The 23,110-nt window shown below is 70.8% G+C and carries 19 protein-coding genes and 1 pseudogene; 9 read left to right on the plus strand and 11 right to left on the minus strand.

The features are described from left to right. The 3 genes and pseudogenes from treS to glgB form a co-directional block, all read left to right on the plus strand. A pseudogene (treS, locus tag ADK57_RS03040) lies at positions 1-1,481 on the plus strand (maltose alpha-D-glucosyltransferase); the annotation flags it as partial. Positions 1,482-1,585: 104 nt separating this feature from the next. After that, entirely contained in the window at positions 1,586-2,974 is a 1,389-nt protein-coding gene (locus ADK57_RS03045; protein WP_053747760.1) for a maltokinase N-terminal cap-like domain-containing protein, read from the plus strand. Positions 2,975-3,006: 32 nt separating this feature from the next. Further along, positions 3,007-5,469 (plus strand): 1,4-alpha-glucan branching enzyme, encoded by a 2,463-nt coding sequence (glgB, locus tag ADK57_RS03050; RefSeq protein ID WP_078972922.1) that lies wholly within the window; start codon positions 3,007-3,009, stop codon positions 5,467-5,469. A gap of 173 nt (positions 5,470-5,642) precedes the next feature. Here the strand turns inward: glgB and ADK57_RS03055 are convergent, their stop codons facing one another. The 5 genes from ADK57_RS03055 to ADK57_RS03075 form a co-directional block, all read right to left on the minus strand. After that, positions 5,643-5,930 (minus strand): hypothetical protein, encoded by a 288-nt coding sequence (locus tag ADK57_RS03055; protein ID WP_053747761.1) that lies wholly within the window; start codon positions 5,928-5,930, stop codon positions 5,643-5,645. A gap of 233 nt (positions 5,931-6,163) precedes the next feature. Beyond that, positions 6,164-8,383: a HelD family protein gene (locus tag ADK57_RS03060; protein WP_053747762.1), complete on the minus strand. Its 2,220-nt coding sequence runs from the start codon at positions 8,381-8,383 to the stop codon at positions 6,164-6,166. A 203-nt stretch (positions 8,384-8,586) separates the two neighbouring features. Continuing rightward, positions 8,587-8,901 (minus strand): thioredoxin family protein, encoded by a 315-nt coding sequence (locus ADK57_RS03065; protein WP_053747778.1) that lies wholly within the window; start codon positions 8,899-8,901, stop codon positions 8,587-8,589. 14 nt (positions 8,902-8,915) lie between these two features. Continuing rightward, positions 8,916-9,344 carry a MerR family transcriptional regulator gene (locus ADK57_RS03070; protein WP_053747763.1) on the minus strand — a complete coding sequence of 143 codons (429 nt, stop codon included), beginning with the start codon at positions 9,342-9,344 and terminating at the stop codon, positions 8,916-8,918. A gap of 29 nt (positions 9,345-9,373) precedes the next feature. Next, positions 9,374-9,883, minus strand: coding sequence for an Lrp/AsnC family transcriptional regulator (locus ADK57_RS03075; RefSeq protein WP_199830462.1), 510 nt, complete (start codon positions 9,881-9,883; stop codon positions 9,374-9,376). 45 nt (positions 9,884-9,928) lie between these two features. Here ADK57_RS03075 and ADK57_RS03080 point away from each other — a divergent pair, with 45 nt between their 5' ends. Then, the gene (locus ADK57_RS03080) at positions 9,929-10,846 is read left to right on the plus strand and encodes an NAD-dependent epimerase/dehydratase family protein (RefSeq protein ID WP_078972925.1); all 918 of its coding nucleotides are present in this window, start codon (positions 9,929-9,931) and stop codon (positions 10,844-10,846) included. A gap of 1 nt (position 10,847) precedes the next feature. Beyond that, positions 10,848-11,741 carry an aldo/keto reductase gene (locus ADK57_RS03085; RefSeq protein WP_053747766.1) on the plus strand — a complete coding sequence of 298 codons (894 nt, stop codon included), beginning with the start codon at positions 10,848-10,850 and terminating at the stop codon, positions 11,739-11,741. 100 nt (positions 11,742-11,841) lie between these two features. Here ADK57_RS03085 and ADK57_RS03090 read toward each other — a convergent pair whose 3' ends face one another. Both ADK57_RS03090 and ADK57_RS03095 read right to left on the minus strand, forming a co-directional pair. Continuing rightward, positions 11,842-13,398, minus strand: coding sequence for an AAA family ATPase (locus ADK57_RS03090; RefSeq protein ID WP_053747767.1), 1,557 nt, complete (start codon positions 13,396-13,398; stop codon positions 11,842-11,844). 64 nt (positions 13,399-13,462) lie between these two features. Continuing rightward, positions 13,463-14,140, minus strand: coding sequence for a maleylpyruvate isomerase family mycothiol-dependent enzyme (locus tag ADK57_RS03095; RefSeq protein WP_053747768.1), 678 nt, complete (start codon positions 14,138-14,140; stop codon positions 13,463-13,465). 79 nt (positions 14,141-14,219) lie between these two features. On the opposite strand from ADK57_RS03095, the gene ADK57_RS03100 reads away from it, so the two are divergent. Further along, complete coding sequence (locus ADK57_RS03100) at positions 14,220-14,660, plus strand: MarR family winged helix-turn-helix transcriptional regulator (RefSeq protein WP_053747769.1); 441 nt, start codon at positions 14,220-14,222, stop codon at positions 14,658-14,660. A 58-nt stretch (positions 14,661-14,718) separates the two neighbouring features. Here ADK57_RS03100 and ADK57_RS03105 read toward each other — a convergent pair whose 3' ends face one another. Beyond that, complete coding sequence (locus ADK57_RS03105; RefSeq protein WP_053747770.1) at positions 14,719-15,507, minus strand: DUF2127 domain-containing protein; 789 nt, start codon at positions 15,505-15,507, stop codon at positions 14,719-14,721. A gap of 82 nt (positions 15,508-15,589) precedes the next feature. Then, positions 15,590-17,308, minus strand: a complete 1,719-nt coding sequence (locus tag ADK57_RS03110) for an MFS transporter (RefSeq protein WP_053747771.1) — start codon at positions 17,306-17,308, stop codon at positions 15,590-15,592. 149 nt (positions 17,309-17,457) lie between these two features. On the opposite strand from ADK57_RS03110, the gene ADK57_RS03115 reads away from it, so the two are divergent. Then, the gene (locus ADK57_RS03115) at positions 17,458-18,099 is read left to right on the plus strand and encodes a TetR/AcrR family transcriptional regulator (protein ID WP_053747772.1); all 642 of its coding nucleotides are present in this window, start codon (positions 17,458-17,460) and stop codon (positions 18,097-18,099) included. Between the two features lie 179 nt (positions 18,100-18,278). Here ADK57_RS03115 and ADK57_RS03120 read toward each other — a convergent pair whose 3' ends face one another. Further along, positions 18,279-19,679, minus strand: a complete 1,401-nt coding sequence (locus ADK57_RS03120) for a cation:dicarboxylate symporter family transporter (protein WP_053747773.1) — start codon at positions 19,677-19,679, stop codon at positions 18,279-18,281. Between the two features lie 153 nt (positions 19,680-19,832). Between ADK57_RS03120 and ADK57_RS03125 the strand changes: the two genes are divergently transcribed. Next, complete coding sequence (locus tag ADK57_RS03125; RefSeq protein WP_053747774.1) at positions 19,833-21,509, plus strand: sensor histidine kinase; 1,677 nt, start codon at positions 19,833-19,835, stop codon at positions 21,507-21,509. Further along, positions 21,506-22,222 carry a response regulator gene (locus tag ADK57_RS03130; RefSeq protein WP_053747775.1) on the plus strand — a complete coding sequence of 239 codons (717 nt, stop codon included), beginning with the start codon at positions 21,506-21,508 and terminating at the stop codon, positions 22,220-22,222. The genes ADK57_RS03125 and ADK57_RS03130 overlap by 4 nt, the downstream gene beginning before the upstream one ends. Positions 22,223-22,301: 79 nt before the next feature. On the opposite strand, the gene ADK57_RS03135 is transcribed toward ADK57_RS03130, so the two are convergent. Beyond that, the coding region (locus tag ADK57_RS03135; RefSeq protein WP_159049997.1) for a tetratricopeptide repeat protein at positions 22,302-23,110 on the minus strand (809 nt) is incomplete at its 5' end.

Raw genomic sequence — 23,110 nt, forward strand, 5'->3', positions numbered from 1 at the left:
GGCTACGACGTCTCGGACTACACCGCCGTCCTGCCCGAGTTCGGCGACCTCGCCGACTTCGTGGAGTTCGTCGACGCCGCCCACCAGCGCGGCATGCGCGTCATCATCGACTTCGTCATGAACCACACCAGCGACCAGCACCCGTGGTTCCAGGAGTCCAGGAAGGACCCTGACGGCCCCTACGGCGACTACTACGTCTGGGCCGACGACGACAAGCAGTACCAGGACGCCCGGATCATCTTCGTCGACACCGAGGCGTCCAACTGGACCTTCGACCCGGTGCGCAAGAAGTACTACTGGCACCGGTTCTTCTCCCACCAGCCGGACCTCAACTACGAGAACCCGGCCGTCCAGGAGGAGATCATCTCCGCCCTGCGGTTCTGGCTGGACCTCGGCATCGACGGGTTCCGGCTGGACGCGGTCCCGTACCTCTACCAGCAGGAGGGCACCAACTGCGAAAACCTTCCGGCAACCCACGAGTTCCTCAAGCGGGTCCGGAAGGAGATCGACGCCTCCTACCCGGACACGGTCCTGCTGGCGGAGGCCAACCAGTGGCCGGAGGACGTCGTCGACTACTTCGGCGACTACCGGGCCGGCGGCGACGAATGCCACATGGCGTTCCATTTCCCGGTCATGCCGCGGATCTTCATGGCCGTGCGCAGGGAATCCAGGTATCCGGTCTCGGAAATCCTCGCCAAGACCCCCGCCATTCCCTCGAACTGCCAGTGGGGCATCTTCCTGCGCAACCACGACGAGCTGACGCTCGAAATGTCGAAATGGTCACCGACGAGGAACGCGACTACATGTGGGCGGAGTACGCCAAGGACCCCCGCATGCGCGCCAACATCGGCATCCGGCGGCGGCTCGCGCCATTGCTGGACAACGACCGCAACCAGATCGAGCTGTTCACCGCCCTGCTGCTGTCCCTCCCCGGCTCGCCGATCCTCTACTACGGCGACGAGATCGGCATGGGCGACAACATCTGGCTCGGCGACCGGGACGCCGTCCGCACGCCGATGCAGTGGACCCCGGACCGCAACGCCGGGTTCTCGTCCTGCGACCCGGGACGCCTGTACCTGCCCACGATCATGGACCCGGTCCACGGCTACCAGGTGACGAACGTCGAGGCCTCGATGGCCTCCCCGTCCTCCCTGCTGCACTGGACCCGCCGCATGATCGAGATCCGCAAGCAGAACCACGCCTTCGGCCTGGGGTCCTACACGGAGCTCCCTTCCTCCAACCCGGCTGTGATCGCGTTCCTGCGGGAGTACGAGGACGATCTCGTGCTGTGCGTGAACAACTTCTCGCGGTTCGCGCAGCCGACGGAGCTGGACCTCAGCGCGTTCAGCGGGCGGCACCCGGTCGAGCTGTTCGGCGGGGTGCGATTCCCGGCCGTCGGTGAACTGCCGTACCTGTTGACCCTGGGCGGGCATGGGTTCTACTGGTTCCGGCTCCGCAAGGAAACCGCCGTAGCCGCGTAGCGACCGGCAGAGCACGGCCGAACCCCGGGCGGGCCGGTTTCCCCCGCCCCGCCCGGGGCACGCATCAGTAACACCCCGACCACCCGGGGAAAGGACGCGACGCCATGTCGGAAGCCGTCACCCGTACCGCCACGACAAGTCCCGGCCTCCTTGCGTCGCTGGACCCACTGCTGCGGGAGTGGCTGCCGCGGCAGCGCTGGTTCGCGGGCAAGGGGCGCCCGGTCACCGGGTTCTCCCTGGTGGCGGCCACCGAGCTGCTGCCACTGACAGCGAAGCAGGGCCTGTACCACCTGCTGGTACGCGCCCACCAGCCGCTCACCCTGGGCAGTCCGCCGCATCCCGGTGACTGCTACCAGCTCCTCATAGGCGTGCGCGAGGCGCTGCCCCCCCGGCTGGCGCCCGCGCTGATCGGACACGTCGAAGAGGGCCCCCTCGCCGGGTACACGGCGTACGAGGCCCTGTACGACCCCCGGCCCGCCGAACTGCTCCTGGAGGCCCTGCGCACCCAGGCCCGCATCGGCGGGCTGCGCTTCGAACGGGACCCGCAGCAGGAGATACGGAACGGGCTCGTGCCCCGTGTGATGACCGCCGAGCAGTCCAACTCGTCGATCGTCTATGGAGATACGTTCATTCTGAAGCTGTTGCGCCGGATCGTGCCCGGCACCAATCCCGACCTGGAGCTGCCGCTGGCCCTCGCCCGGGAGGGCTGCCCCCGGGTGCCCGCGCCGACGGGATGGCTGCGGGCGGAGCTGGCCGGTGAGCCGTACGTCCTCGGCGTCCTCCAGCCGTTCGTGCAGGGAGCTTCCGACGGCTGGGAACTCGCCCTGCGGGAGCTGGCCAAGGGCGAGGACTTCGGCGCGGAGGCGCGGTCGCTCGGGCGGGCCACCGCCGAGGTGCACACCGCGCTCGCCCGGGCGCTGCCCACCGTCACCCTCGGCCACGGCCAGCTCCAGCCGCTGGTCGACGGCATGATCGAGCGCCTGGAGGCGGCCGTGCAGGCGGTGCCGGCGCTACGGCCGTACGCGCCCGGTCTGCAGTCCGCGTTCACCGCGCTGGCCGACCTGGCCGCGGAGGGCCGTACCTGGACCGCGCAGCGCATCCACGGCGACCTGCACCTCGGCCAGTGCCTGCGCTCGCCCGCCGGGCAGTGGTCGCTGATCGACTTCGAGGGCGAGCCGTCGAAACCGCTCGCCGAACGCCGGATGCCGCAGCCACCGGCCCGGGACATCGCGGGAATGCTCCGCTCCTTCGACTACGCGGCCCACTCCACCGACCTGCCGGTGCCCGGCTGGGCCCATGCCTGCCGGGCGGCGTACTGCTCCGGGTACGCGGAGGTCAGCGGTGTCGATCCGCGCACCGACCCGGTGCTGCTGCGCGCCTACGAGACGGACAAGGCGATCTACGAGGTCGTCTACGAGGCCCGCCACCGCCCCGACTGGCTTCCCGTGCCGATGGCCGCCATCGAGGGCTACGTCACATCCGACCTGATCTGACCGACCAGACTTTCGCCGAGGAGGCTCCGCCAGTGACCCCCCGCACTCCGTCCAGCGGTTCGGATCCCAAGAAGACGGCCGAGGAGAAGACGGCCAAGAAGGCCAAGAAGGCCGCCGAGAGCGTGAAGAAGGCCGCGACGAAGACGACGGCGGCGAAGAAGACGGCCCCGACCGCCAGGAAGGCCACCACGAAAAAGACCGGCACGAAAAAGGTCCCCGCGCAGAAGACCACAGCGCAGAAGGCCACGACGAAGACGGCCATCGCGAAGAAGGTCACCGCGCCGAACCCCGTTCCGCCGCCGCAGTCACCCGTGGCACCCGTAGCCGTCTCCCCCGCCGTGGACGCCGGCGACCGCGAGCGTCTGCTCGCCGGCACCCACCACGCCCCGCACGCCGTGCTCGGCGCCCACCCGGTGCCCGGCGGGATCGCCTTCCGCGCCTTCCGGCCGTACGCGCTGTCCGTCACGGTCGTCGCCGGGGAGCTGCGGGCGGAACTGCACGACGACGGGGACGGCTTCTTCTCGGGACTGCTGCCGCTGCCGGAGGTCCCGGCGTACCGGCTCCTCGTGGCGTACGACGGGACGGTCCAGGACACCGAGGACGCGTACCGCTTCCTGCCCGCGCTGGGCGACCTCGACCTGCACCTGATCGGCGAGGGCCGGCACGAGCAGCTGTGGACGGCGCTGGGTGCCGAGCCGATGACCCACCAGGGCGTGCCCGGCACCCGCTTCACGGTGTGGGCGCCCAACGCGCGGGGCGTGCGCGTGGCCGGCACCTTCAACTTCTGGGACGCGACGGCGTATCCGATGCGCTCGCTCGGCGGCTCCGGCGTCTGGGAGCTGTTCGTGCCCGGCATCGACGAGGGCGAGCTGTACAAGTTCGAGCTCACCCGGCCGGACGGTTCGAGGACCATGCGCGCCGACCCGCTGGCCCGCCGTACGGAGGTCCCGCCCGCCACCTCCTCCGTCGTGCACGCCTCGCACCACGAGTGGCAGGACGAGGAGTGGCTGGCCAGGCGCGCGGACTCGTCCGCGCACGAGGCACCGTTCTCGGTGTACGAGGTCCATCTCCCGTCCTGGCGCCCTGGTCTGACGTATCGTCAACTCGCCGAGCAGCTACCGGCCTACGTCAAGGACCTGGGCTTCACCCACGTCGAGCTGATGCCGGTCGCCGAGCATCCCTTCGGCGGCTCCTGGGGCTACCAGGTCACCGGCTTCTACGCCCCCACCGCCCGCCTGGGCACCCCCGACGACTTCAAGTACCTGGTCGACGCCCTGCACCGGGCCGGGATCGGCGTCCTCATGGACTGGGTGCCGGCGCACTTCCCGCGCGACGACTGGGCGCTGGCCGAGTTCGACGGCCGTCCCCTCTACGAGCACGAGGACCCGCTGCGGTCCGCCCACCCCGACTGGGGCACCCTGGAGTTCGACTACGGCCGCCGCGAGGTGCGCAACTTCCTGGTGGCGAACGCCGTGTACTGGTGCGAGGAGTTCCACATCGACGGCCTGCGCGTGGACGCCGTCGCCTCGATGCTCTACCTCGACTACTCGCGCGAGCCGGGCCAGTGGACGCCCAACGAGCACGGCGGCCGGGAGAACCTGGACGCGGTGGCCTTCCTCCAGGAGATGAACGCCACCGTCTACCGGCGTGTGCCGGGCGTCGTGACGATCGCCGAGGAGTCCACGGCCTGGGACGGCGTGACCCGCCCCACGGACAGCGGCGGCCTCGGGTTCGGGCTGAAGTGGAACATGGGCTGGATGCACGACTCGCTGGACTACGTGAGCCACGAGCCGGTGCACCGCAAGTACCACCACGGCGAGATGACCTTCTCCATGGTCTACGCCTACAGCGAGAACTACGTCCTCCCGATCTCCCACGACGAGGTGGTCCACGGCAAGCGGTCCCTGGTCTCGAAGATGCCGGGCGACTGGTGGCAGCAGCGCGCCAACCACCGCGCGTATCTCGGGTTCATGTGGGCCCACCCAGGCAAACAACTCCTCTTCATGGGGCAGGAGTTCGCGCAGGGCGCCGAGTGGTCCGAGGCCCACGGCCCCGACTGGTGGCTCCTGGACCCGGCGTACGGGGCGGAGCCGGACCACCGGGGGGTGCGGGACCTGGTACGGGACCTCAACATCGTCTACCACCACACCCCGGCGCTGTGGCAGCGCGACACGGACCCGTCAGGCTTCCAATGGGTGGTCGGCGACGCTGCCGAGGACAACGTCTTCGCCTTCCTGCGTTACGACGCGGAGGGCACCCCGTTGCTCGCGGTCTCCAACTTCGCCCCGGTGGTCCGCCACGACTACCGCCTCGGCGTCCCGGACGAGGTCCCGGCCTGGCACGAGGCCCTCAACACGGACGCGGCGAAGTACGGCGGCAGCGACGTCACCAACCCGGACGTCATCAAGCCGGAGCCACAGCCGTGGCACGGCCGCGCGGCAAGCGTCCACCTGACCCTGCCGCCCCTCTCGACGGTGTGGCTGCGCCCTGCCTAGTCCACTCGCCGTACCACCGAGCTTCTTCCGGCCTGGACGTCGGCAGGGCCCCTCGTGTTCGGTTCACAACCCCGAGCTGCCGAGAGGCCCTGCCGTTGTGCGCTGATCACCGCGGGGTCACCCGATCGGGACTCCCGCTCGGCGCACGTCTCTCAAGACCGGTACGACAACGGTCACGGCCTGCCGCACGCGACCCTGATCTCGGCGACCCACCATGTTCCGTCGGGGTTACCGACGATGGTGGTCTGGTTGTAGTCGGTGTAGACACCGTTGGTGCTGGTGCACGCCTCGTGCGCGTTACTCTCCGCTATGGCCTTCGCGTCAGCCGGCGTCGGTCCGTCACCTTGCACAGTAAAGCTCGAGTCAGCTGCACTGGCGGCTCCGGCCGTGCCCAGCAGCGCCCCCACGGACAGCCCGCCCGCAACCAGTACCGCCGCGGCCCTGCGCTTCGCCACCTTCATACGACGCACGTCTCTACCTCCCGTTTCAGCCCGAGCAAGAGCTCGAATCGATCTTCGCGGTCGGCTGAATCCTCTCGGGGCGGGGACCGTCCGGTCGTCGTGCGTCTGTAGACAATCCGGCTACTGAGAGCGCCGTACGCCGACGACCGCAAGGACGAGAACAGGCGTTCCCCGCGGGTTCGTCAGGTACCGCCGGCCGGGCCGCCCGGAGACGCCCTTGGCCCCTCCCCCGCTCAGCGGCAGCTCCCCAGGGCCGTGGGCAACGCCCCGGTGTGCAGCACCCCCAGCCGCTGAGTGGCCCGAGTCAGCGCCACGTACAGATCACTCGTGCCGTACCGCCCCGGCTCGACCACCAGCACCGAGTCGAACTCCAGCCCCTTCGCCTGACGCGGATCGAGCAGCACGACCCTGTGGGTCAGATCGGGTTCGGCCCCCGCCGTCACCCCGTCCAACCGAGCCGCCAGCCTCCGGTGCAGCTCACGCGGTGCGATCACCGCGAGCCGTCCCTCGACCGGGGTCAGCTCCTCCACCGCCTTGGCCACCGCACCCGGCAGATCATCCGTGGCGCGGATCCAGGGCCGTACCCCGGTCGACCGCACCGAACTCGGCGGTTCGAAGTCCGGGTTCTCCGCCCGCACCACGGCCGCCGCGAGCTCCATGATCTCGGCGGGCGTACGGTAGTTGACGCCCAGGCGCGCGTGCTCCCAGCGGTCCTCGACGTACGGCTGCAGGATCCCCGACCACGAGCCGACGCCCGCCGGCTCCGCGGTCTGCGCCGGGTCGCCGACCAGGGTCATCGAGCGGGTCGGGCTGCGCCGCATGAGCAGCCGCCAGGCCATCGGCGACAGTTCCTGCGCCTCGTCGACGATGATGTGCCCGAACGCCCAGGTGCGGTCGGCCGCCGCACGCTCGGCGGCGCTGCGGTGGTCGTCCTGCTCGTGGCGTTCGGCGAAGCGCTCGGCGTCGATGATGTCGTGCGCGGACAGGACCTCCGAGTCCTCCTCGTCCTTGTCGTCGAACTCGTAGGTGCGCGAGGCGTACGACACGTCGAGGACGCCCTGCGCATAAGCCACCTGGTTCTCCCGCTCCCGCTCCGCGCGCGCCCGCGCCACCCGGTCGTCCTCGCCGAGGAGCTCCGCCGCCTCGTCGAGCAGCGGTACGTCCGCCACGGTCCACGCCCGCGTCACCGGGCGGCGGATGGCCGCGGCGTCCTCGTCACCGACGTATCCCTCGGGCGCCGCCAGGAAGTCCGCGACCAGGCGCTGCGGGGTCACCCTCGGCCACAGCTGGTCGATCGCCGACCAGACTTCGGGGTTCTCGGCGAGTTCGTCGCGGATCTGGGTGATGTCGCTCGGGTCCAGCAGGTTGGAGCCGTCGTAGGGGTCCGTTCCGATGCGCTCGGCGACCATGTCCGTGAGTGTGTTGAGGATGTGGCCCTCGAAGTGCTCACGCGCCGCGTTGTGCTGGAGTCCGGCGGCTCGGGTGCGCTCGCGGGCCATGTTGACCAGGTCGTCGTCCAGCATCAGGATCTCGCGGTCGTGCTCGATCGCGATCACCGGATCGGGCAGCGCCTGGCGGTCGCGTACGACGGCGGCGAGGACGTCCGCCATGTCGGCGCGGCCCTTCACCGCGGCCGCCTCGCGGGTGTCGGTCGCCGTCGCCTTCACGCCGGGGAACAGTTCCCCGACCGTCGCGAGGAGCACACCCGTCTCGCCCAGGGAGGGCAGGACCTCGCCGATGTAGCCGAGGAAGGCAGGGTTGGGGCCGACGATGAGGACGGCCCGCTTGGCGAGCAACTCCCGGTGTTCGTAGAGGAGATACGCGGCCCGGTGCAGGGCGACCGCCGTCTTGCCGGTGCCGGGGCCGCCCTCCACCACCAGCACCCCTCGGTGGGGCGCGCGGATGATCTCGTCCTGCTCGGCCTGGATGGTCTGCACGATGTCGCCCATCCGGCCGGTGCGCGCGGAGTTGAGCGCGGCCAGCAGCACGGCGTCGCCGCTCGGGTCCTCGTGGCCGGTGCGGGTGGCGTCGCCGAGGTCGAGGATCTCGTCGTGCAGGGCGGCGACCCGGCGGCCGTCGGTGCTGATGTGCCGGCGTCGGCGCAGACCCATCGGGGTGTGGCCGGTGGCCAGGTAGAAGGGTCGGGCGACGTCCGCCCGCCAGTCGATCAGGACCGGCGTGCGCTCGGCGTCGTCGGTGCGCAGGCCGATCCGGCCGATGTGGTGGCTGATGCCCGAGGTGAGGTCGATCCGGCCGAAGCAGAGCGAACCGTCGACCGCGTTCAGCGCGGCCAGCAGCCCCGATCGCTCGGCGACCAGGATGTCCCGTTCGAGTCGGGCCTGCATGGGCGTGTTGCCCTGGGCGAGCGCGTCCGTGACGGAGCCCTCGGTGTGGCCGCGCAGGGCGTCGACGCGCGCGTACAGCCCGTCGATGAATTGCTGTTCCTGCCGCAATTCAGTGTCTTCACTGTCTTGAAAACCGGTGTTTGACAATTCCGCTCCCGCCCGGATATACTGTGCTCACTAAGCCTCTTTGCGACTCAATATCCTTGAAGTCGCGAACCATTAAATATACGCAAAGAAATCCCCCGAGCGCAATTGCTCGGGGGATTTCTTCGTAGTACGGGGCTCGTAGTACGGGGCTCGTGGTGCCGAGCTCAGAGCACGTCGGACAGCTCCTCCAGGAGCCGGCGCTTGGGCCGGGCCCCCACCATCGCCTTCACGGGCTCACCGCCCCGGAACACCATGAAGGTCGGCATCGACAGCACCTTGTACGCGTTGGTGGTCTCCGGGTTGGTGTCCACGTCCAGCTGGACCACCTTCAGCCGCCCGCCCTCCTCCTCGGCGAGGGCGCTGAGCACCGGCCCCATCTGCCGGCACGGCGGGCACCAGTCGGCGGTGAACTCCACCAGCACCGGCAGCTCCGCCCCGATCACCTCCGCCGCGAAGTCCGCGTCCGTCACCTCGGCCACTCCCGCCGCCTTGATCACTTGAGGTTCCTCCCCAGTTCGCACACCGGTTCCGGACCCCCCGGAACCTCCGCCTCGGCCGCCAGCTCGTCGCGCGCCCGCTCCGCCTTCGCCAGCTGCGTCCCGACCTGCGCGCGCACGGCCTGCAACTCGCCGATCAGGTCGTCCAGCTCCGCCAGCTTGCGGCGGTAGACCTCGAGGGACGCCGGGCACGAGTCGCCCTGTGGATGCCCGGCCCGCAGACACTCCACGAACGGCCGCGTCTCCTCCAGGTCGAACCCGAAGTCCTGCAGCGTCCTGATCTGCCTCAGCAGCCTCAGGTCGTTCTCGTCGTACGTCCGGTATCCGTTGCCGCCCCGCCGCGCGGGCAGCAGCCCGCGCGACTCGTAGTAGCGCAGCGTCCGGGTCGTGGTCCCGGCCCGCGCGGCCAGCTCGCCGATTCGCATGTGTACGAACGTAAGCCTTGACGCCGACGTCAAGGCAACAGCGGTTTCCGCTCCACCGGGGAGGTCAGCACGATCGACGTCGTCGTGCGCCCCAGGGCGGACACGTCTTCGAGGACTTCCTCCAGGTGGACGGTGTCCCGGACCGCGACCTTGAGGATCCAGCAGTCCTCACCGACCACGTGGTGCACCTCGGTGATCTCGGGGCGCTCGATCAGTTCGAGGGTCCTCGGGTGCTTCAGGTTGTAGCCGCCGTGCGGGTTGACCCGGATGAACGCCTGGATGCCGTAGCCGAGCCGGGCCGGGACGACATGGGCGCCGTACCCGCCGATCACGCCCGCCGCCTCCAGCCGCCGGACCCGCTCGGTGACCGCCGCCGGGCTCAGCCGGACCCGGCGGCCCAGCTCGCTGAGCTTGATCCGGCCCTCGGTCTGGAGCAGCTCCAGGATCTGCCGGTCCAGTGCGTCGAAGGCCACCGAGGTTTCGTCGGCGGCGGCTCGCAGATGCCGTGGTTCTTTCGGTGCGGCAGCCTGAACTCCCATGGTTCCCCCTTCAGTACGTGCGTGTACGCCGGGAGAATTATGGTCATGGAGAAGGCACGAGAGGTATTGGTCATCGGCGGAAACCGCTATTTCGGCAAGCGGCTCATCGCGCGGCTGCTGGCGGCCGGGGACCGGGTGACCGTACTGAATCGCGGATCGTCACAGCCGCCCGTCGGCGCAATTCATCTCGTCGCCGACCGGAATGACGAGAAGTCGCTGGAGGACGCTCTCGGTTCACGCACCTTCGACGTCGTCGTCGACCAGGTCTGCTACACCCCGCGCCAGGCGGAGACCGCCCGCCGGGTCTTCGCCGGCCGTACCCGCCGCTATGTGATGACGTCGACGGTCGAGGTGTACGAGTACGAGGACTCCGGCACGCTCGTACGGGAGGACGCCCTCGACCCGCTGACCGTCCCCGTCGACCTCGAACTCCCCTGGGACGACCCGGAGTTTCTGGAGACCCACTACGGCGAGGGCAAGCGGCAGGCCGAGGCGGTCCTCGCGGCCGCGGGCCCGGAGTTCCCTTACGCGGCCGTACGGGTGGCCCATGTCCTGGGCGGCGCCGACGACTTCACCGGGCGGCTCCAGCACTACGCCGACCGCATCCAAGCCGGCGAGCCGATCGCCGTGCCGGTCGTGAACCGGCCGGCCACCTACGTGCACGTCGAGGAGATCGCCGACTTCCTGGCCTGGGCGGCCGGTGAGGACTTCACCGGGCCGGTCAACGCGGCCTCCGACGGACTGCTGAGCACCGAGGAGCTGTGCGAGGCGGTGGCCGTCCGCTTCCCCGACGGCAGGACGGTCCTGCGGGCCGTCGAGGTCGGCGAGGTCTCGCCGTTCTCCTTCACCCGCTCCTACGGCATGGACAACTCCCGGGCCGCCCGGCTCGGTTTCCCCTTCGGCGACGTACGGCAGTGGCTGCCGAAGGCCATCGCCGAGACCCTCGGGAAGGGTGGCAACTGACATGCGGTACCGCACACTTGGCGACCTGCGCGTGAGCGCCATAGGGCTCGGCGCGATGCCCCTGTCCATCGAGGGCCACCCGGACGAGACCCGCGCCCTGGCCACGGTGCACGCGGCGCTGGACGCGGGCGTGACCCTCCTGGACACGGCGGACTCCTACCATCTGCCCGGTGCCGAACCCGGTCACAACGAGCTGCTGGTGGCCCGCGCGCTCGCCGCGTACGGGGGTGACACGGCCGACGTACTGGTGGCCACGAAGGGCGGCCGGGGCAGGCCTGCCGACGGCAGCTGGACGGTGACCGGCGGCGCCCGGCATCTGAAGGCGGCCGCCGAGAGATCCCTGAAGCGGCTCGGCGTGGAGGCGATCGGCCTCTATCAGCTGCACAAGCCGGATCCGTCCGTCCCCTTCGAGGAGTCGGTCGGCGCCCTGCGCGAGCTGCTCGACGAGGGGAAGATCCGGCTCGCCGGGGTGTCCAACACGGACACCGGACAGATCGAGGCGGCCCGCGCGATCCTCGGGGACCGGCTGGTCTCGGTGCAGAACCAGTACTCGCCGGCCGTACGGGACAGCGAGGCGGAGCTCGCGCTGTGTGCGGAGTCGGGGCTGGCGTTCCTGCCGTGGAGCCCGCTGGGCGGCATCTCACGCAGCTCGCTGGACGGGCCCTCGCGGGTCGAGGGCTCTCGGCGTCTCGGTGCCTTCCACGACGTGGCCGCCGAGCGCGGGGTCAGCCCCCAACAAGTGTGTCTGGCCTGGATGTTGGCGAAGTCGCCGGTCGTGATCCCGATCCCGGGAGCGAGCCGGCCGGAGACGATACGGGACTCGGCGGCCGCGGCGGACCTGGAGCTGGACGCGGAGGAACTGGCCCGGCTGGACGGCGGCCTCAGCCGACCTTGACGAGAGTGACCCTCATGGATGGCCGCAGGTCGTCGTGCCGTCGTCGGTGCGCTCGTGCAGGACGGTCGGCACGCCATGGTCGTGACCCGCGTCAGCGGGCTCAGGGCCGGGGCATGCCGGGGAACGGGCCGGGGCCGGGGGCCGGGTGGACTCCTCCGTAGAAGTACCCCCCGCCATGCTCCTCCTGCTCCTCCGTCTCCTCATCCGCCTCCTCCGGCATCCAGTCCTCGTCGTCGACATCGGCGGCGCCCCGCGCGCCCAGCAGGCGGCGGGTGAGCCGGTCGCGGTCGGAGAGGAGTTCGTCGAGAGCGGCGCGGACGTCCTCGGGTTCCGTGCGTGCCGATTCGCGTTCGGCCGCGATCAGCACGGAGCGTCGTACGAGCTCTCTGGTGAAGGACGCCGTGGTGCCCTCGGTACGGGCCACTGCCTCGTCGGCGATCTCCTTGCCGAGGTCGAGGGCGGAGCCGTACAGGTCGAGGAGCCGGGCGCGGCCCTGCGCGTCCGGGAGGGGGATCTCCACGGCGAGGTCGACGCGGCCGGGGCGCTGGACGAGGGCCGGTTCGAGGAGGTCTGCGCGGTTGGTGGTGAGCAGGAAGGCCACGTCGGCGTCGTCGCCGAGGCCGTCCATCTCGTTCAGCACCTGGAAGAGCAGGGGTTGTTCGCCGCCGCCGTAGTCGCGGGCCTCGGCGATCAGGTCGCAGTCCTCCAGGACGACGAGGGCCGGCTGGAGCATGCGGGCGAGGGCGCAGGCGGGGCCGATGGCCTCGATGCCGGTGCCGGAGAGGACCACGACGGTGAACTGCGGGAGGTGGGAGAGGAGATAGCGGATGGTGTGGGTCTTGCCGGTGCCGGGAGGGCCGTAGAGGAGGAGTCCTCGGCGCAGGTGCTGGCCGGCGGCGCGCAGCTGCTCCCGACGGCGGGCCACGCCGACGACCTGCCGCTCGACGCGCTCCAGCAGGCCCTCGGGCAGGACGATCTCGTCGCGGGTGAGGCCGGGGCGGCGGTGGAAACGGAACGGGCCGAGGCCATGCCCGAACTCCGAGCCCTCGAAGGAGAGGACCTGGCCGCGGAAGACGTTGTGCTCGCGTACGAGGGTGTCGAGCTCGGCGAGGAGACGGTCCGCGAACTCCTTGTCCTGGGCGAGAACTTCGAGCTCGACCTTGTTGCGGCCGTATTCGTCGGCGGGGCCGCGCAGCAGGATCGCGAAGCGTTCGTCTCCGTCGGCCCCGAGGTAGAACCCGCAGGAGACGCAGGGGAGTTCCTCGTCCGGGGAGATCGGGAGATGGGCGTAGTCGACGGCACCGATCACGAACCGGTCGTAGCGGTCGGCCGATTCGAGGATGTCGCCGAGGGTGAGTTCGCCGTGGTGCTGGGCGCCGCGCATGCCGATCAGGTCGTAGCCGCGGCCGTCGGCGGCGAACCAGCGCTCCAGGGCGAGGTGCACGTTCGGCAGGTCGTACGGCGGGTAGGCGGCCTTGACGACCGGGCGGTCGGCGGGGGCCGAACCCAGGTGGTCGCGGAGCCGTGCGGTGAGGTCGCGATTGCCGTCCCGGTCCCTGCGACGGGGGTGGGCGACTGCGCTGAGGAACTCGTGGAACAGGTCGTGCACCTGCTCCATCGACAGCTGCGGGTTCTCCCGCTGATCCGGCTCCCCCATGACTGCCTCCGTACGTCGCCCGTGCCCGCGAGGCTTCCAGCGTGGGGGGTGCATCCCGGGCGGGTCAAAGGATTTGGGGCGAGTCTCCCGAAAACGGGTGGCCGGTGACACCCTCCGCGCCGACCCGCTCGCACCACTGCCGGGCCGCCTCCGGGCGGCCGGTGACCAGCAGGAGCAGGGCGGCGATCGGGGCACGGACCTCCTCGCCCGCGCCGCGCGTCCACGTGATGTCGGTGGCGACGAGCCGGGCCTTCGGGAGCGGCCAGGGGCGGGGCGGGACGCGCATGGTCCACGCCCGGTCGGCGGCGTCCCGGGCGGCGTCCGGGGGCATCTCGCGGGTGCGGCCGAGGGCCAGGGCGATGTCCTGGCCGTGGACGAGGATGTCGAGGAGGGGTTCGCGGGGCGAGGTGGTGGGGGCGAGACGGCGGGAGCCGATGATCGAGCGGAGGTTGGCGACGATCTCGGCCACGGGCAGCTCGGCCTCGCGGACGGCCGAGTCGTGGATCATCCGGTCGAAGTTCCCCCGGGCCCGGACGAACTCGGCCACGACGGCGCGGTGGGTGAGGCGGGCCGCGATGGTGAGATGCGCGGCGACGTCCCGCACCCGCCAGTCCCCGCAGCGCGTGGGCGCCTCCCACTCCTCGGGGCTCAGGCCCGCCAGCAGGTCGGCCAGGCTCGCGCGCTGCTCGTCGACGATCCGCCAGCGCTCGCCGGTCCCCAACACTGCACTCACGGGAATCACCCACTGAAGTGGTAAGCTTCTCTGACCAAAGTAGTCAGAGACTCTGACCACTGTCAAGCACTGCGAGGAGGCGTCGACCATGGTGGCGGAGAGCGAGCTCAACACGGGCGTGCTCCTGTTCCTTCCTTACCGGGCCCTGGAGAACCGCATCTTCGCCGCGCTCGCCGACGCCGGCTTCGACGACTTCACGCCCGCCCAGGCCCGGGTCATGCAGCGCATCGGCCCGCACGGCACGCGTCTGACCGAGCTGGCCGAGCAGGCCCAGATCACCAAGCAGACCGCGGGCTTCCTCGTCGACCAGCTGGAGAAGGCGGGCTACGTCACCCGCGAACCGGACCCGACGGACAAGCGGGCCCGGCTGGTGTGCGGCGCGGCGAAGGCGTGGGCGGCGAAGGAGGTCGCCGACGCGGTGGTCGCCGAGGTGGAGAAGGAGTGGGAGGACCACCTCGGCAAGCGCAGGACGAAGCAACTGCGCGAGGCCCTGACCCTGTTGCGGGAGATCACGGATCCGTGGGCTTGAGCCGTGCAACGCTCTCAGCGAGCGCTCGACTCCCGTCGCACGGCCATCCGTTGCGACCTCACGGACTGACGAAGGACCCACCGTGGACGGGCACCTCGGCCGCCTCTTCCACCTCCAGGAGGGACGCGCTCCGCCGCTCCTCCTCGAACGCCCGCTGCCCGCCGCGCAGCCCGAACAGCCGCTTGGCGAGGGCGATGTAGAGGACGGCGAGGGCGTTCAGTACCAGCGTGGCGATCTTCAACCCGCTGATGTGCTCGGTGAGTTCGTAGATCTCCAGGGGGAGGAACGCGGCGGTGGCGACGACGGTCAGGTACTCCGCCCAGCGCCTGGCGTACCAGAGGCCGACCGCCTCGACGAGTTCGATCAGGGCGTAGGCCAGGAGGAGGACCGCCACCAGGACGAGGGTGTCGTGCCGGTAGCCGAAGGTCTTCTGCAGGGTGCCGACGACCGGCGAGTGGTCGAGGTCGTGGTGGAAGTGCCGGAAGACCGGCCGGAGGACGTCCAGGTACTCGTCGAAGAGCCGGCGGACCGCGTCCTGGGAGTTGCTGAACTTCCACACCGCCGTCGCGACCAGCACGATGAACACCCCGCGCAGCGCCCGCTCGACGGCCAGGAAGCGCAGGACGAACAGGTCGCGCAGCACCTTGCCCCGGGGCACGAGCGGCGCCCGGGAGGCGGGTCCCGAGCCGTGCGGGTCACCGAGCGCGAAGTCGCCGCAGCGCAGACAGCGCCAGGCCTCGCCGAGCGCTGTCCCGGCGTGCAGACGCTCGCGCAGCCGGGGTTCGTCCGGCGCGTACGTCACGTGCCCGCGCCGGGCACAGGTCCGCCGGTCCCAGTCGATCTTCATCCCCCGCGTGCCTCCGTATGAGCCTGCCGTACCGGTCGGTCCGGTACGGCAGGCTAGATGGGCGGGGTAAGAGTTCGGTGAGTCAGCTCGCGCCGACCAACTCCCTCTTCTCCTCCTTCTCCTTCTCCGGCCGTTCCACCCGCTCGGTCTCCGTCCCGCGCGGCAGCAGCAGCGCGACGACGACCGTGCCGATGCCGAGGACCACCGCGCCGATCAGGCTGGTGCGGGCGACCGCCTCGGAGAAGGAGGAGCCCACCGCGTCGGCCATCCGGTGTGCCCCCTGGGCCAGTTGCTCGGCCTGCGCCTTCAACTGGGCCGCCTGCTGCGGATCGGTCGCCCCGGCCGCCTGCGCGGCGGCTTTCCGGGCCTGCTCGGAGATGCCCTGGGCGACCGCGTATCCGGCGCCGACCGAGTCCTGGGCGGTGGACAGGGTGGAGGCGGGGAGCTTGCTGCCGGCGGTCGCGTCCGCGAGGTGGTCGTGGTACGAGGTGGCCAGCAGCGAACCGAGGATGGCGATGCCGAGCGAGCCGCCGAGCTCCAGCGAGGTGTCGTTCACCGCGCCGCCGACGCCCAGTTCGGACTCGGGGAAGGCCCCCATGATCGCGTCCGTGCAGGGCGAGAGGGCGAGCCCGATCGCGAGGCCGAGGATGATCAGAGGCGCGACGAAATCGCCGTACGACGAACTCGCGTCGACCTGGGTGAGCAGGGCGAGGGCCGCCGTGCCGCCGACCATGCCCGCCGTGACCGTGAGCCTCATGCCGACGCGCGGGGTGAGGTAGCCGGTGAGGGCCGAGCCGACGAAGACGGCGCCGGCCAGGGGCAGCATGCGCAGGCCGGTCTCCAGGGCGCTGTAGCCGAGGACGAACTGCAGCTGCTGGGTGAGGTAGTAGAAGGCGCCGAAGACGGCCAGGAAGAACAGCGCCACGGCGAGGTTGGAGCCCGCGAACCGGCGCTCGGCGAAGCGGCGCACGTCGACGACCGGACGCGGGTGGCGCAGCTCCCACGCCACGAACAGCACGAGCCCGGCGCCCGCGACCACCGCGGCGGTGATCGCCTTGACGCCCCAGCCGAAGTGCGGGCCCTCGATGATCATGTAGACGAGGGCGGCGATCCAGACGACCGACAGCAGACCGCCGACGTGGTCGATCCGTCCGCCGTTCCCGGCTTCCCCGGCCTTCCCGTCCTTCCCCGCCTTTCCCGCCTTGGACGGCGGTACGAGGAGCAGGGCTCCGATGATCGCGACGGCCGCGATGGGCACGTTGATCAGGAACGTGGACTTCCAGCCGTGGTCCTCCAGCAGCGCACCCGCGAGCAGCGGTCCCGCCGCGATCGCGAGACCGGCGGTGGCGGTCCACAGGGTGATCGCCTTGGCGCGTTCGGCGCGCGGGAAGGTGGCGGCGAGGAGGGAGAGGGTGGCCGGCATGATCATGGCCGCACCGAAGCCCATGACCGCGCGGGCCGCTATGACGCCGTCGGCACTGCCGACGAGCGACCCGGCGACGGCTCCGCCGCCGAAGACGAACAGCCCGAGGATGAGCGCCCCGCGACGGCTGTACTTGTCGCCGATCGCGCCGAACAGCAGCATCAGCGCCGCGTACGGGACGGTGTAGCCGTCGATGACCCACTGCAGGTCGGCGCTGGACAGCCCCAGGTCCTGGGTCATGCTCGGGGCCGCCACGGTGAGGGCCGTGTTGGCCATCACGATGATCAGCAGGCTCAGGCAGAGGACCAGCAGCGCCCACCAGCGCCGGGCGTAGGGGCGGTCCATCCTTTCGACCGGTTCGGTCATGACGAGTCGCATGGCTTGGGGGCGCCTTCCTCACAGACGTACGTGCCGTTCCGGCGGGAACTCACGTCGATCGATTTGCACAGCACCGTGCAATTGCTCAACGCCGTGCAATGTACGCTGGATGCACAACGGTGTGCAAATCGAGGGGAAGGGCGTGCAGAATGGCAGCCATGAACCCAGGCCCCACCAGTCGCGCCGACGCGAACCGCCGACGCATCCTCGACGTCGCGCTCGCCGAGCTGCTGCGCGACCCCGACGCGTCCATGGACCAGATCGCGCGCGCCGCGGGTGTCGTACGACGGACCGTGTACGGCCACTTCCCCAGCCGCGAGGCGCTGGTCGGCACGCTCGTCGACCACGCCGTGGAGTCGGTGGCGGCCGCGCACGCGGCGGGCCGGGAGGGCGTCGAGGACCCGGCGGAGGCCGTGGCGCGCTCGGTGCTGGCGGTCTGGGAGGTCGCCGACCGCTATCGGATCCTGGTCGCCCTCGCCCAGCGCAGCGTCACCATGCAAGGCATCCGCGACCGCCTCACACCCGTGCGCCGGGCCAGTGTGGAACTGCTGCGGCGGGGCCTGGAGGAGGGTGTCTTCAGTTCGCCGCTGCCTCCGGCGGCGCTGGCGTACGTGCACGAACAGACCCTGATCGCGCTCATGGAGGCGGTCAACGACGGTCTGCTGGCAACGGAAGAGGCGGGCCGCTCGGCCGCGGTCACCGTACTGACCGCGGCGGGCGTGCCCGCCTCTCGTGCCACCGAACTGGTGGCGGAGCTGAGCGACTGGGAGGCCGACCGGAGAACCGGCTAGAAGACCGGCCGGAAGACCGGCTGGAAGATCCACTGAAAAACCGGCCGGAGAACCGGCCGGAACGGGAACCGGGCGGCTGAGCTACGGGGGAGTACTCAGCCGCCCGGTGGAGTTGGGGCGGGCCCGGGTTCAGGCGCCGGGCCCGACCCGGCTGGGGGCCCGGGTCTCGGGGCCGGTGGTCAGGCCTTGGCGAGTTCCTTCTCGCCGCCCTGCTCGGGGACGTCCGCGTGGGCGTCTGAGGGCTCTGCGCCCTCGTCGCCGTGGTCGAGGAGCGTCTTCTCGTCGAAGGGGGCCTGTCCGGCGAGCACCTGGGCGACGCGCTCGCGGTCGATCTCCTTCGTCCAGGTGCCGATCAGGACGGTGGCGACGGCGTTGCCCGCGAAGTTCGTGACGGCGCGCGCCTCGCTCATGAAGCGGTCGATGCCGACGATCAGGCCGACGCCGTCCACCAGCGCGGGCTTGTGCGACTGCAGACCGCCCGCCAGGGTGGCCAGACCTGCGCCGCTGACGCCCGCCGCGCCCTTGGAGGCGACCAGCAGGAAGAGCAGCAGCGGAATCTGCTCGCCGATCGACATCGGCGTACCCAGGGCGTCGGCGATGTAGAGCGACGCCATGGTCATGTAGATCATCGTGCCGTCGAGGTTGAAGGAGTAGCCGGTCGGAACGGTGATGCCGACCACCGGCTTGCTGACGCCCAGGTGCTCCATCTTCGCGATGAGCCGCGGCAGCGCGGACTCGGAGGAGGAGGTGGACAGGATCAGCAGGAACTCCCGGGCGAGGTACTTGAACAGCGTGAAGATGTTCAGTCCCGCGACGACGCGCAGCAGCGTGCCGAGCACGATGAAGACGAAGAGGAAGCAGGTGATGTAGAAGCCGAGCATCAGCACGGCGAGGCTCTTGAGCGCGTCCATGCCGGCCGAGCCGACCACGGCGGCGATGGCGCCGAAGGCACCGATCGGGGCGGCCCACATCACCATGCCGAGGATGCGGAACACCAGTCGCTGGATGTGCTCGACGCCACGCAGCACCGGCTGCCCCACCGAGCCCATCGCCTGCAGGGCGAACCCGGTGAGCAGGGCGACCAGCAGCGTCTGCAGGACCTGGCCCTCGGTGAAGGCGGAGACGAACGTGACCGGGATGATCGACAGGGCGAACTCGACGGGCGGCAGCGCTTCGCTCGACACCTGGTCGTGACCGGACGCCTTGAGCGCCTCGGTCAGGTGCAGCCCGTCACCGGGGTGCAGGATGTTGCCCACGACGAGACCGATGCCGAGTGCGACCAGGGACATCGCCAGGAAGTAGCCGAGCGCGATACCGCCGACGGCGCCGACCTTCGCGGCCTTCCGTACCGATCCGATGCCGAGAACGATGGTGCAGAAGATGATCGGCGAGATCATCATCTTGATCAGGTTCACGAAGCCCGTGCCCAGGGGCTTGAGCTCGACCCCGGCGTCGGGCCAGATCAGACCGACCGCGATGCCGAGCGCCACTGCGATGATGACGGCGATGTACAGGTAGTGGGTGCGATCCCGCTTCACAGCGGACTTGGCAGGTGCCGTAGCGGGGGTGCTGGCGGTCACGGCTGCCCTCCTTGACGTCTTCGTCGGTATCACCGGCGTGCGGCTCACGTCCGGGAAGTTATGGGGGGATGCCGTGACTATCCCCCTCCCTGTGAGGGCGGTCACCCTTCCGTTCATTTAGTTCATGCTTAACCCGCGAGGCACACTGACGACATGCGCATCCCCCTCCCGCGTCCCCGCAGCCTGGCCGGCCAGCTCTTCGCCATGCAGGCCGTGCTGATAGCGGTGGTCGTCGCCGGTTACGCGCTGTTCAGCTACGTCAGCGACCGCAGCCAGGCGGAGGACTCGGCGCGGCGGCAGGCCATGGCCGTGGCCCGCTCGGTCGCGGACGCCCCGTCCGTGCGGGAGGCGATCCGCACGGACGATCCGTCGGGCAACCTCCAGCCGTACGCGCTACGGGTCATGCGCGACGCCGACGTCGACTTCGTCACGATCATGAACCCGCAGGGCATCCGCTGGACCCATCCCAGCGAGGACGAGATCGGCAAGCTCTTCCGCGGCAACATCGCCCCGGCCGTGGCCGGCGGCTCCTTCACCGAGACCTACACCGGCACCCTCGGCCCCTCGGTCCGCGCGGTCACCCCGATCTGGTCGAGCGGCGAGGTCGTCGGTCTGGTCAGCGCCGGCATCAAGGTCGACGAGATCAGCAAACGGGTCCAGGGCCAGCTCACGGCCCTGCTCGCCGTCGCGGCCGGCGCGCTCGCGCTCGGCGCGGTCGGCACGTACGTCGTCAACGCCCGGCTGCGCCGCCACACCCACGGCATGAACGCGGCCGAGCTCAGCGCCATGCACGACTACCACCAGGCCGCGCTGCACGCCGTACGCGAGGGGCTGCTGATGCTCGACGGGCAGTACCGTGTGGCGCTGATCAACGACGGCGGACGGGAGCTGTTGGGCGTGTCGGACGATGTGGTGGGCCGGTCCGTCGCCGACCTCGGCCTGCCGGCGCCGCTGACGGGCGCGCTGCTGGCGTCGGAGCCGCGGGTGGACGAGGTGCACCTGACAGCGGACCGGGTGCTGGTGGTGAACACCTCGCCGGTGTCCGGCGGCGAACACCGGGGCACGGTGGTGACCTTGCGCGATGTCACCGAACTCCAGTCCCTGATGGGCGAGTTGGACTCCGAGCGCGGCTTCACCCAGGCCCTGCGCTCCCAGGCCCACGAGGCGGCGAACCGGCTGCACACGGTCGTCTCGCTGATCGAGCTGGGCCGGGCGGAGGAGGCGGTGGACTTCGCGACCGCCGAACTGGAGCTGGCGCAGGCGCTGACCGACCAGGTGGTGGCGGCGGTGAGCGAACCGGTGCTGGCGGCCCTGCTGCTGGGCAAGACGGCCCAGGCGAACGAGCGGGGCGTGGAGCTGGTGGTGTCGGAGGAGAGCCGTCTCGACGACGGCCTGCTGCCGCCGTCGCTTCCCTCCCGGGACCTGGTGACCATCCTCGGCAACCTGATCGACAACGCGGTGGACGCGGCGCAGGGGAGTGTGCGGGGGCGGGTGACGGTGACCGCGTACACGGCTGACGGCGAGCTGGTGCTGCGGGTGTCGGACACCGGTGCGGGGGTCGACCCGGCACATGCGGACGCCGTCTTCCAGCGGGGCTTCTCGACGAAGCCGGCGGGGCCGGGCGGGCGGGGCCTGGGGCTGGCGCTCGTACGGCAGGCGGTGAACCGGCACGAGGGGGCGCTGACGGTGGCGGCGGCCGACGGGGGTGGGGCGGAGTTCGAGGTGCGGTTGCCGTTGGGAGGCGGGGGCGGGGCCGAGCGGGCGTCCGAGAGGGCCGTCTCGGGCAGCGGGGTTTCCGGGGGCAGTGCGGTTTCTGGAGGCGACGCATGACGACGACCGAGCAGCAGCCCATACGCGTCCTGGTCGTCGAGGACGACCCCGTCGCCGCCGACGCGCACGTCATGTACGTCAACCGGGTCCCCGGCTTCACGGCCGTCGGCAAGGCGCACACCGGTGCGGAGGCGCGGCGCGCGCTGGAGCGTACGGCGGTGGATCTGCTGCTGCTGGATCTGCATCTGCCCGACGTGCACGGGCTGCAGCTGGCGCGTTCGCTGCGGACGGCCGGGCACCACGCGGATGTCATAGCGGTGACGTCGGCGCGGGATCTGACGGTGGTGCGGGAAGGTGTCTCGCTGGGGGTCGTGCAGTACGTGCTGAAGCCGTTCACCTTCGCCACGTTGCGGGACCGGCTGGTGAGATACGCCGAGTTCCACGCGGCGGCGGGTGAGGCGAGTGGGCAGGACGAGGTGGACAGAGCGCTGGCGACGCTGCGGGCGCCGGGGCCGGCGGCGCTGCCGAAGGGGTTGAGCGGGCCGACGTTGGAGCGGGTGACCGTGGCACTGCGGGACTGTGAGGAGGGGCTCACGGCGACGGGGGTGGCGGAGGCTGTGGGGATTTCGCGGATAACGGCTCGGCGGTATCTGGAGCATCTGGTGGATGCGGGGCGGGCGGCTCGGAGTCCGCAGTACGGGGCTGTGGGGCGGCCGGAGTTGCAGTACCGGTGGGTCAAGGCGGAGCGGGGGGAGGGGGAGCGGGGGCGTTAGGGGGAGTCGGCAACCGGCGGCAACGCCGCGGATCGGCGTGCCACGCCCCGCGTCCGCGGCATGATCCGCCGGACAGGCCCTACGGGGAGGGGGCGTCGAGATCGGCGGCTCGGGCGCGGGCTTGGGCGGCTCGGGCCGGGGCCTTGGCGCGATCGTAGGCCTCGGCGGACTGGAGGTACGCGGTTCGCGCTTCGGCGAGGCGGAGAGCAGCCTTGTGGGCGAGAGCCAGGTTGTCGAGGGTCTGCCCCGCGCCGTACCAGTCCTCGAACTCCCGGCAGATCTCCAGGGACCTGCCGTAAGCCACGACAGCCTCCTCCGCCCGGCCCGCCGCCCGCAGGGCGATGCCGAGGTTGTGCCACGCGATGGCCTCGAGGTGGCGGTCTTCGGTGGCCTGGGACAGGTCGCGGGCCCGGGTGTGGGCGTCGATCACCTCCGCCGTCCGGCCCGCATCCAGCAGGGCGAGACCAAGGTTGTTCCACGCCATGCCCTCGCGGTAGCGGTCATCGGTGGCCCGGGACAGGTCGCGGGCCCGGGTGTGGGCGTCGATCGCCTCATCCGTCAGTCCCGCGTCCAGCAGGGCGAGACCAAGGTTGTTCCACGCTCTGGCCTCGCTCGGCCGGTCCCCGGTGCGGTGGGCGGCTTCCCGCGCGGCCTCCGCGACGGCGACCCAGTCATCGAAGTACCGCCGCCAGTTCAGGTACTCCCCCAGACACTCGGCCAGCCGCACCGCCATGGCCGCGAACCGCTCCTCCCGGGCCCAGCCCACCGCCGCCACCAGACCCGCCCGCTCCCCGTCCAGCCACGCCAACGCCTTTGCCCGGTCCCCGAATTGCTCCGGCTCCTCCATCCCCGGCAACCACCGCAACCGGTCATCGGCCGCATCCGCCC

Origin of the sequence: Streptomyces sp. MMG1533 (assembly GCF_001279775.1) — a bacterium.
Classification (GTDB): Bacteria; Actinomycetota; Actinomycetes; order Streptomycetales; family Streptomycetaceae; genus Streptomyces.

Coding starts and splice junctions, on each gene's coding strand:
- ADK57_RS03090 (WP_053747767.1), bottom strand. CDS start 13,398: ATGGGGGAGCCGGATCAGCGGGAGAACCCGCAGCTGTCGATGGAGCAG.
- ADK57_RS03100 (WP_053747769.1), top strand. CDS start 14,220: ATGGTGGCGGAGAGCGAGCTCAACACGGGCGTGCTCCTGTTCCTTCCT.
- ADK57_RS03130 (WP_053747775.1), top strand. CDS start 21,506: ATGACGACGACCGAGCAGCAGCCCATACGCGTCCTGGTCGTCGAGGAC.
- ADK57_RS03045 (WP_053747760.1), top strand. CDS start 1,586: ATGTCGGAAGCCGTCACCCGTACCGCCACGACAAGTCCCGGCCTCCTT.
- ADK57_RS03080 (WP_078972925.1), top strand. CDS start 9,929: ATGGAGAAGGCACGAGAGGTATTGGTCATCGGCGGAAACCGCTATTTC.
- ADK57_RS03115 (WP_053747772.1), top strand. CDS start 17,458: ATGGCAGCCATGAACCCAGGCCCCACCAGTCGCGCCGACGCGAACCGC.
- ADK57_RS03085 (WP_053747766.1), top strand. CDS start 10,848: ATGCGGTACCGCACACTTGGCGACCTGCGCGTGAGCGCCATAGGGCTC.
- ADK57_RS03105 (WP_053747770.1), bottom strand. CDS start 15,507: ATGAAGATCGACTGGGACCGGCGGACCTGTGCCCGGCGCGGGCACGTG.
- ADK57_RS03125 (WP_053747774.1), top strand. CDS start 19,833: ATGCGCATCCCCCTCCCGCGTCCCCGCAGCCTGGCCGGCCAGCTCTTC.
- ADK57_RS03110 (WP_053747771.1), bottom strand. CDS start 17,308: ATGCGACTCGTCATGACCGAACCGGTCGAAAGGATGGACCGCCCCTAC.
- ADK57_RS03075 (WP_199830462.1), bottom strand. CDS start 9,883: ATGGGAGTTCAGGCTGCCGCACCGAAAGAACCACGGCATCTGCGAGCC.
- ADK57_RS03055 (WP_053747761.1), bottom strand. CDS start 5,930: ATGAAGGTGGCGAAGCGCAGGGCCGCGGCGGTACTGGTTGCGGGCGGG.
- ADK57_RS03070 (WP_053747763.1), bottom strand. CDS start 9,344: ATGCGAATCGGCGAGCTGGCCGCGCGGGCCGGGACCACGACCCGGACG.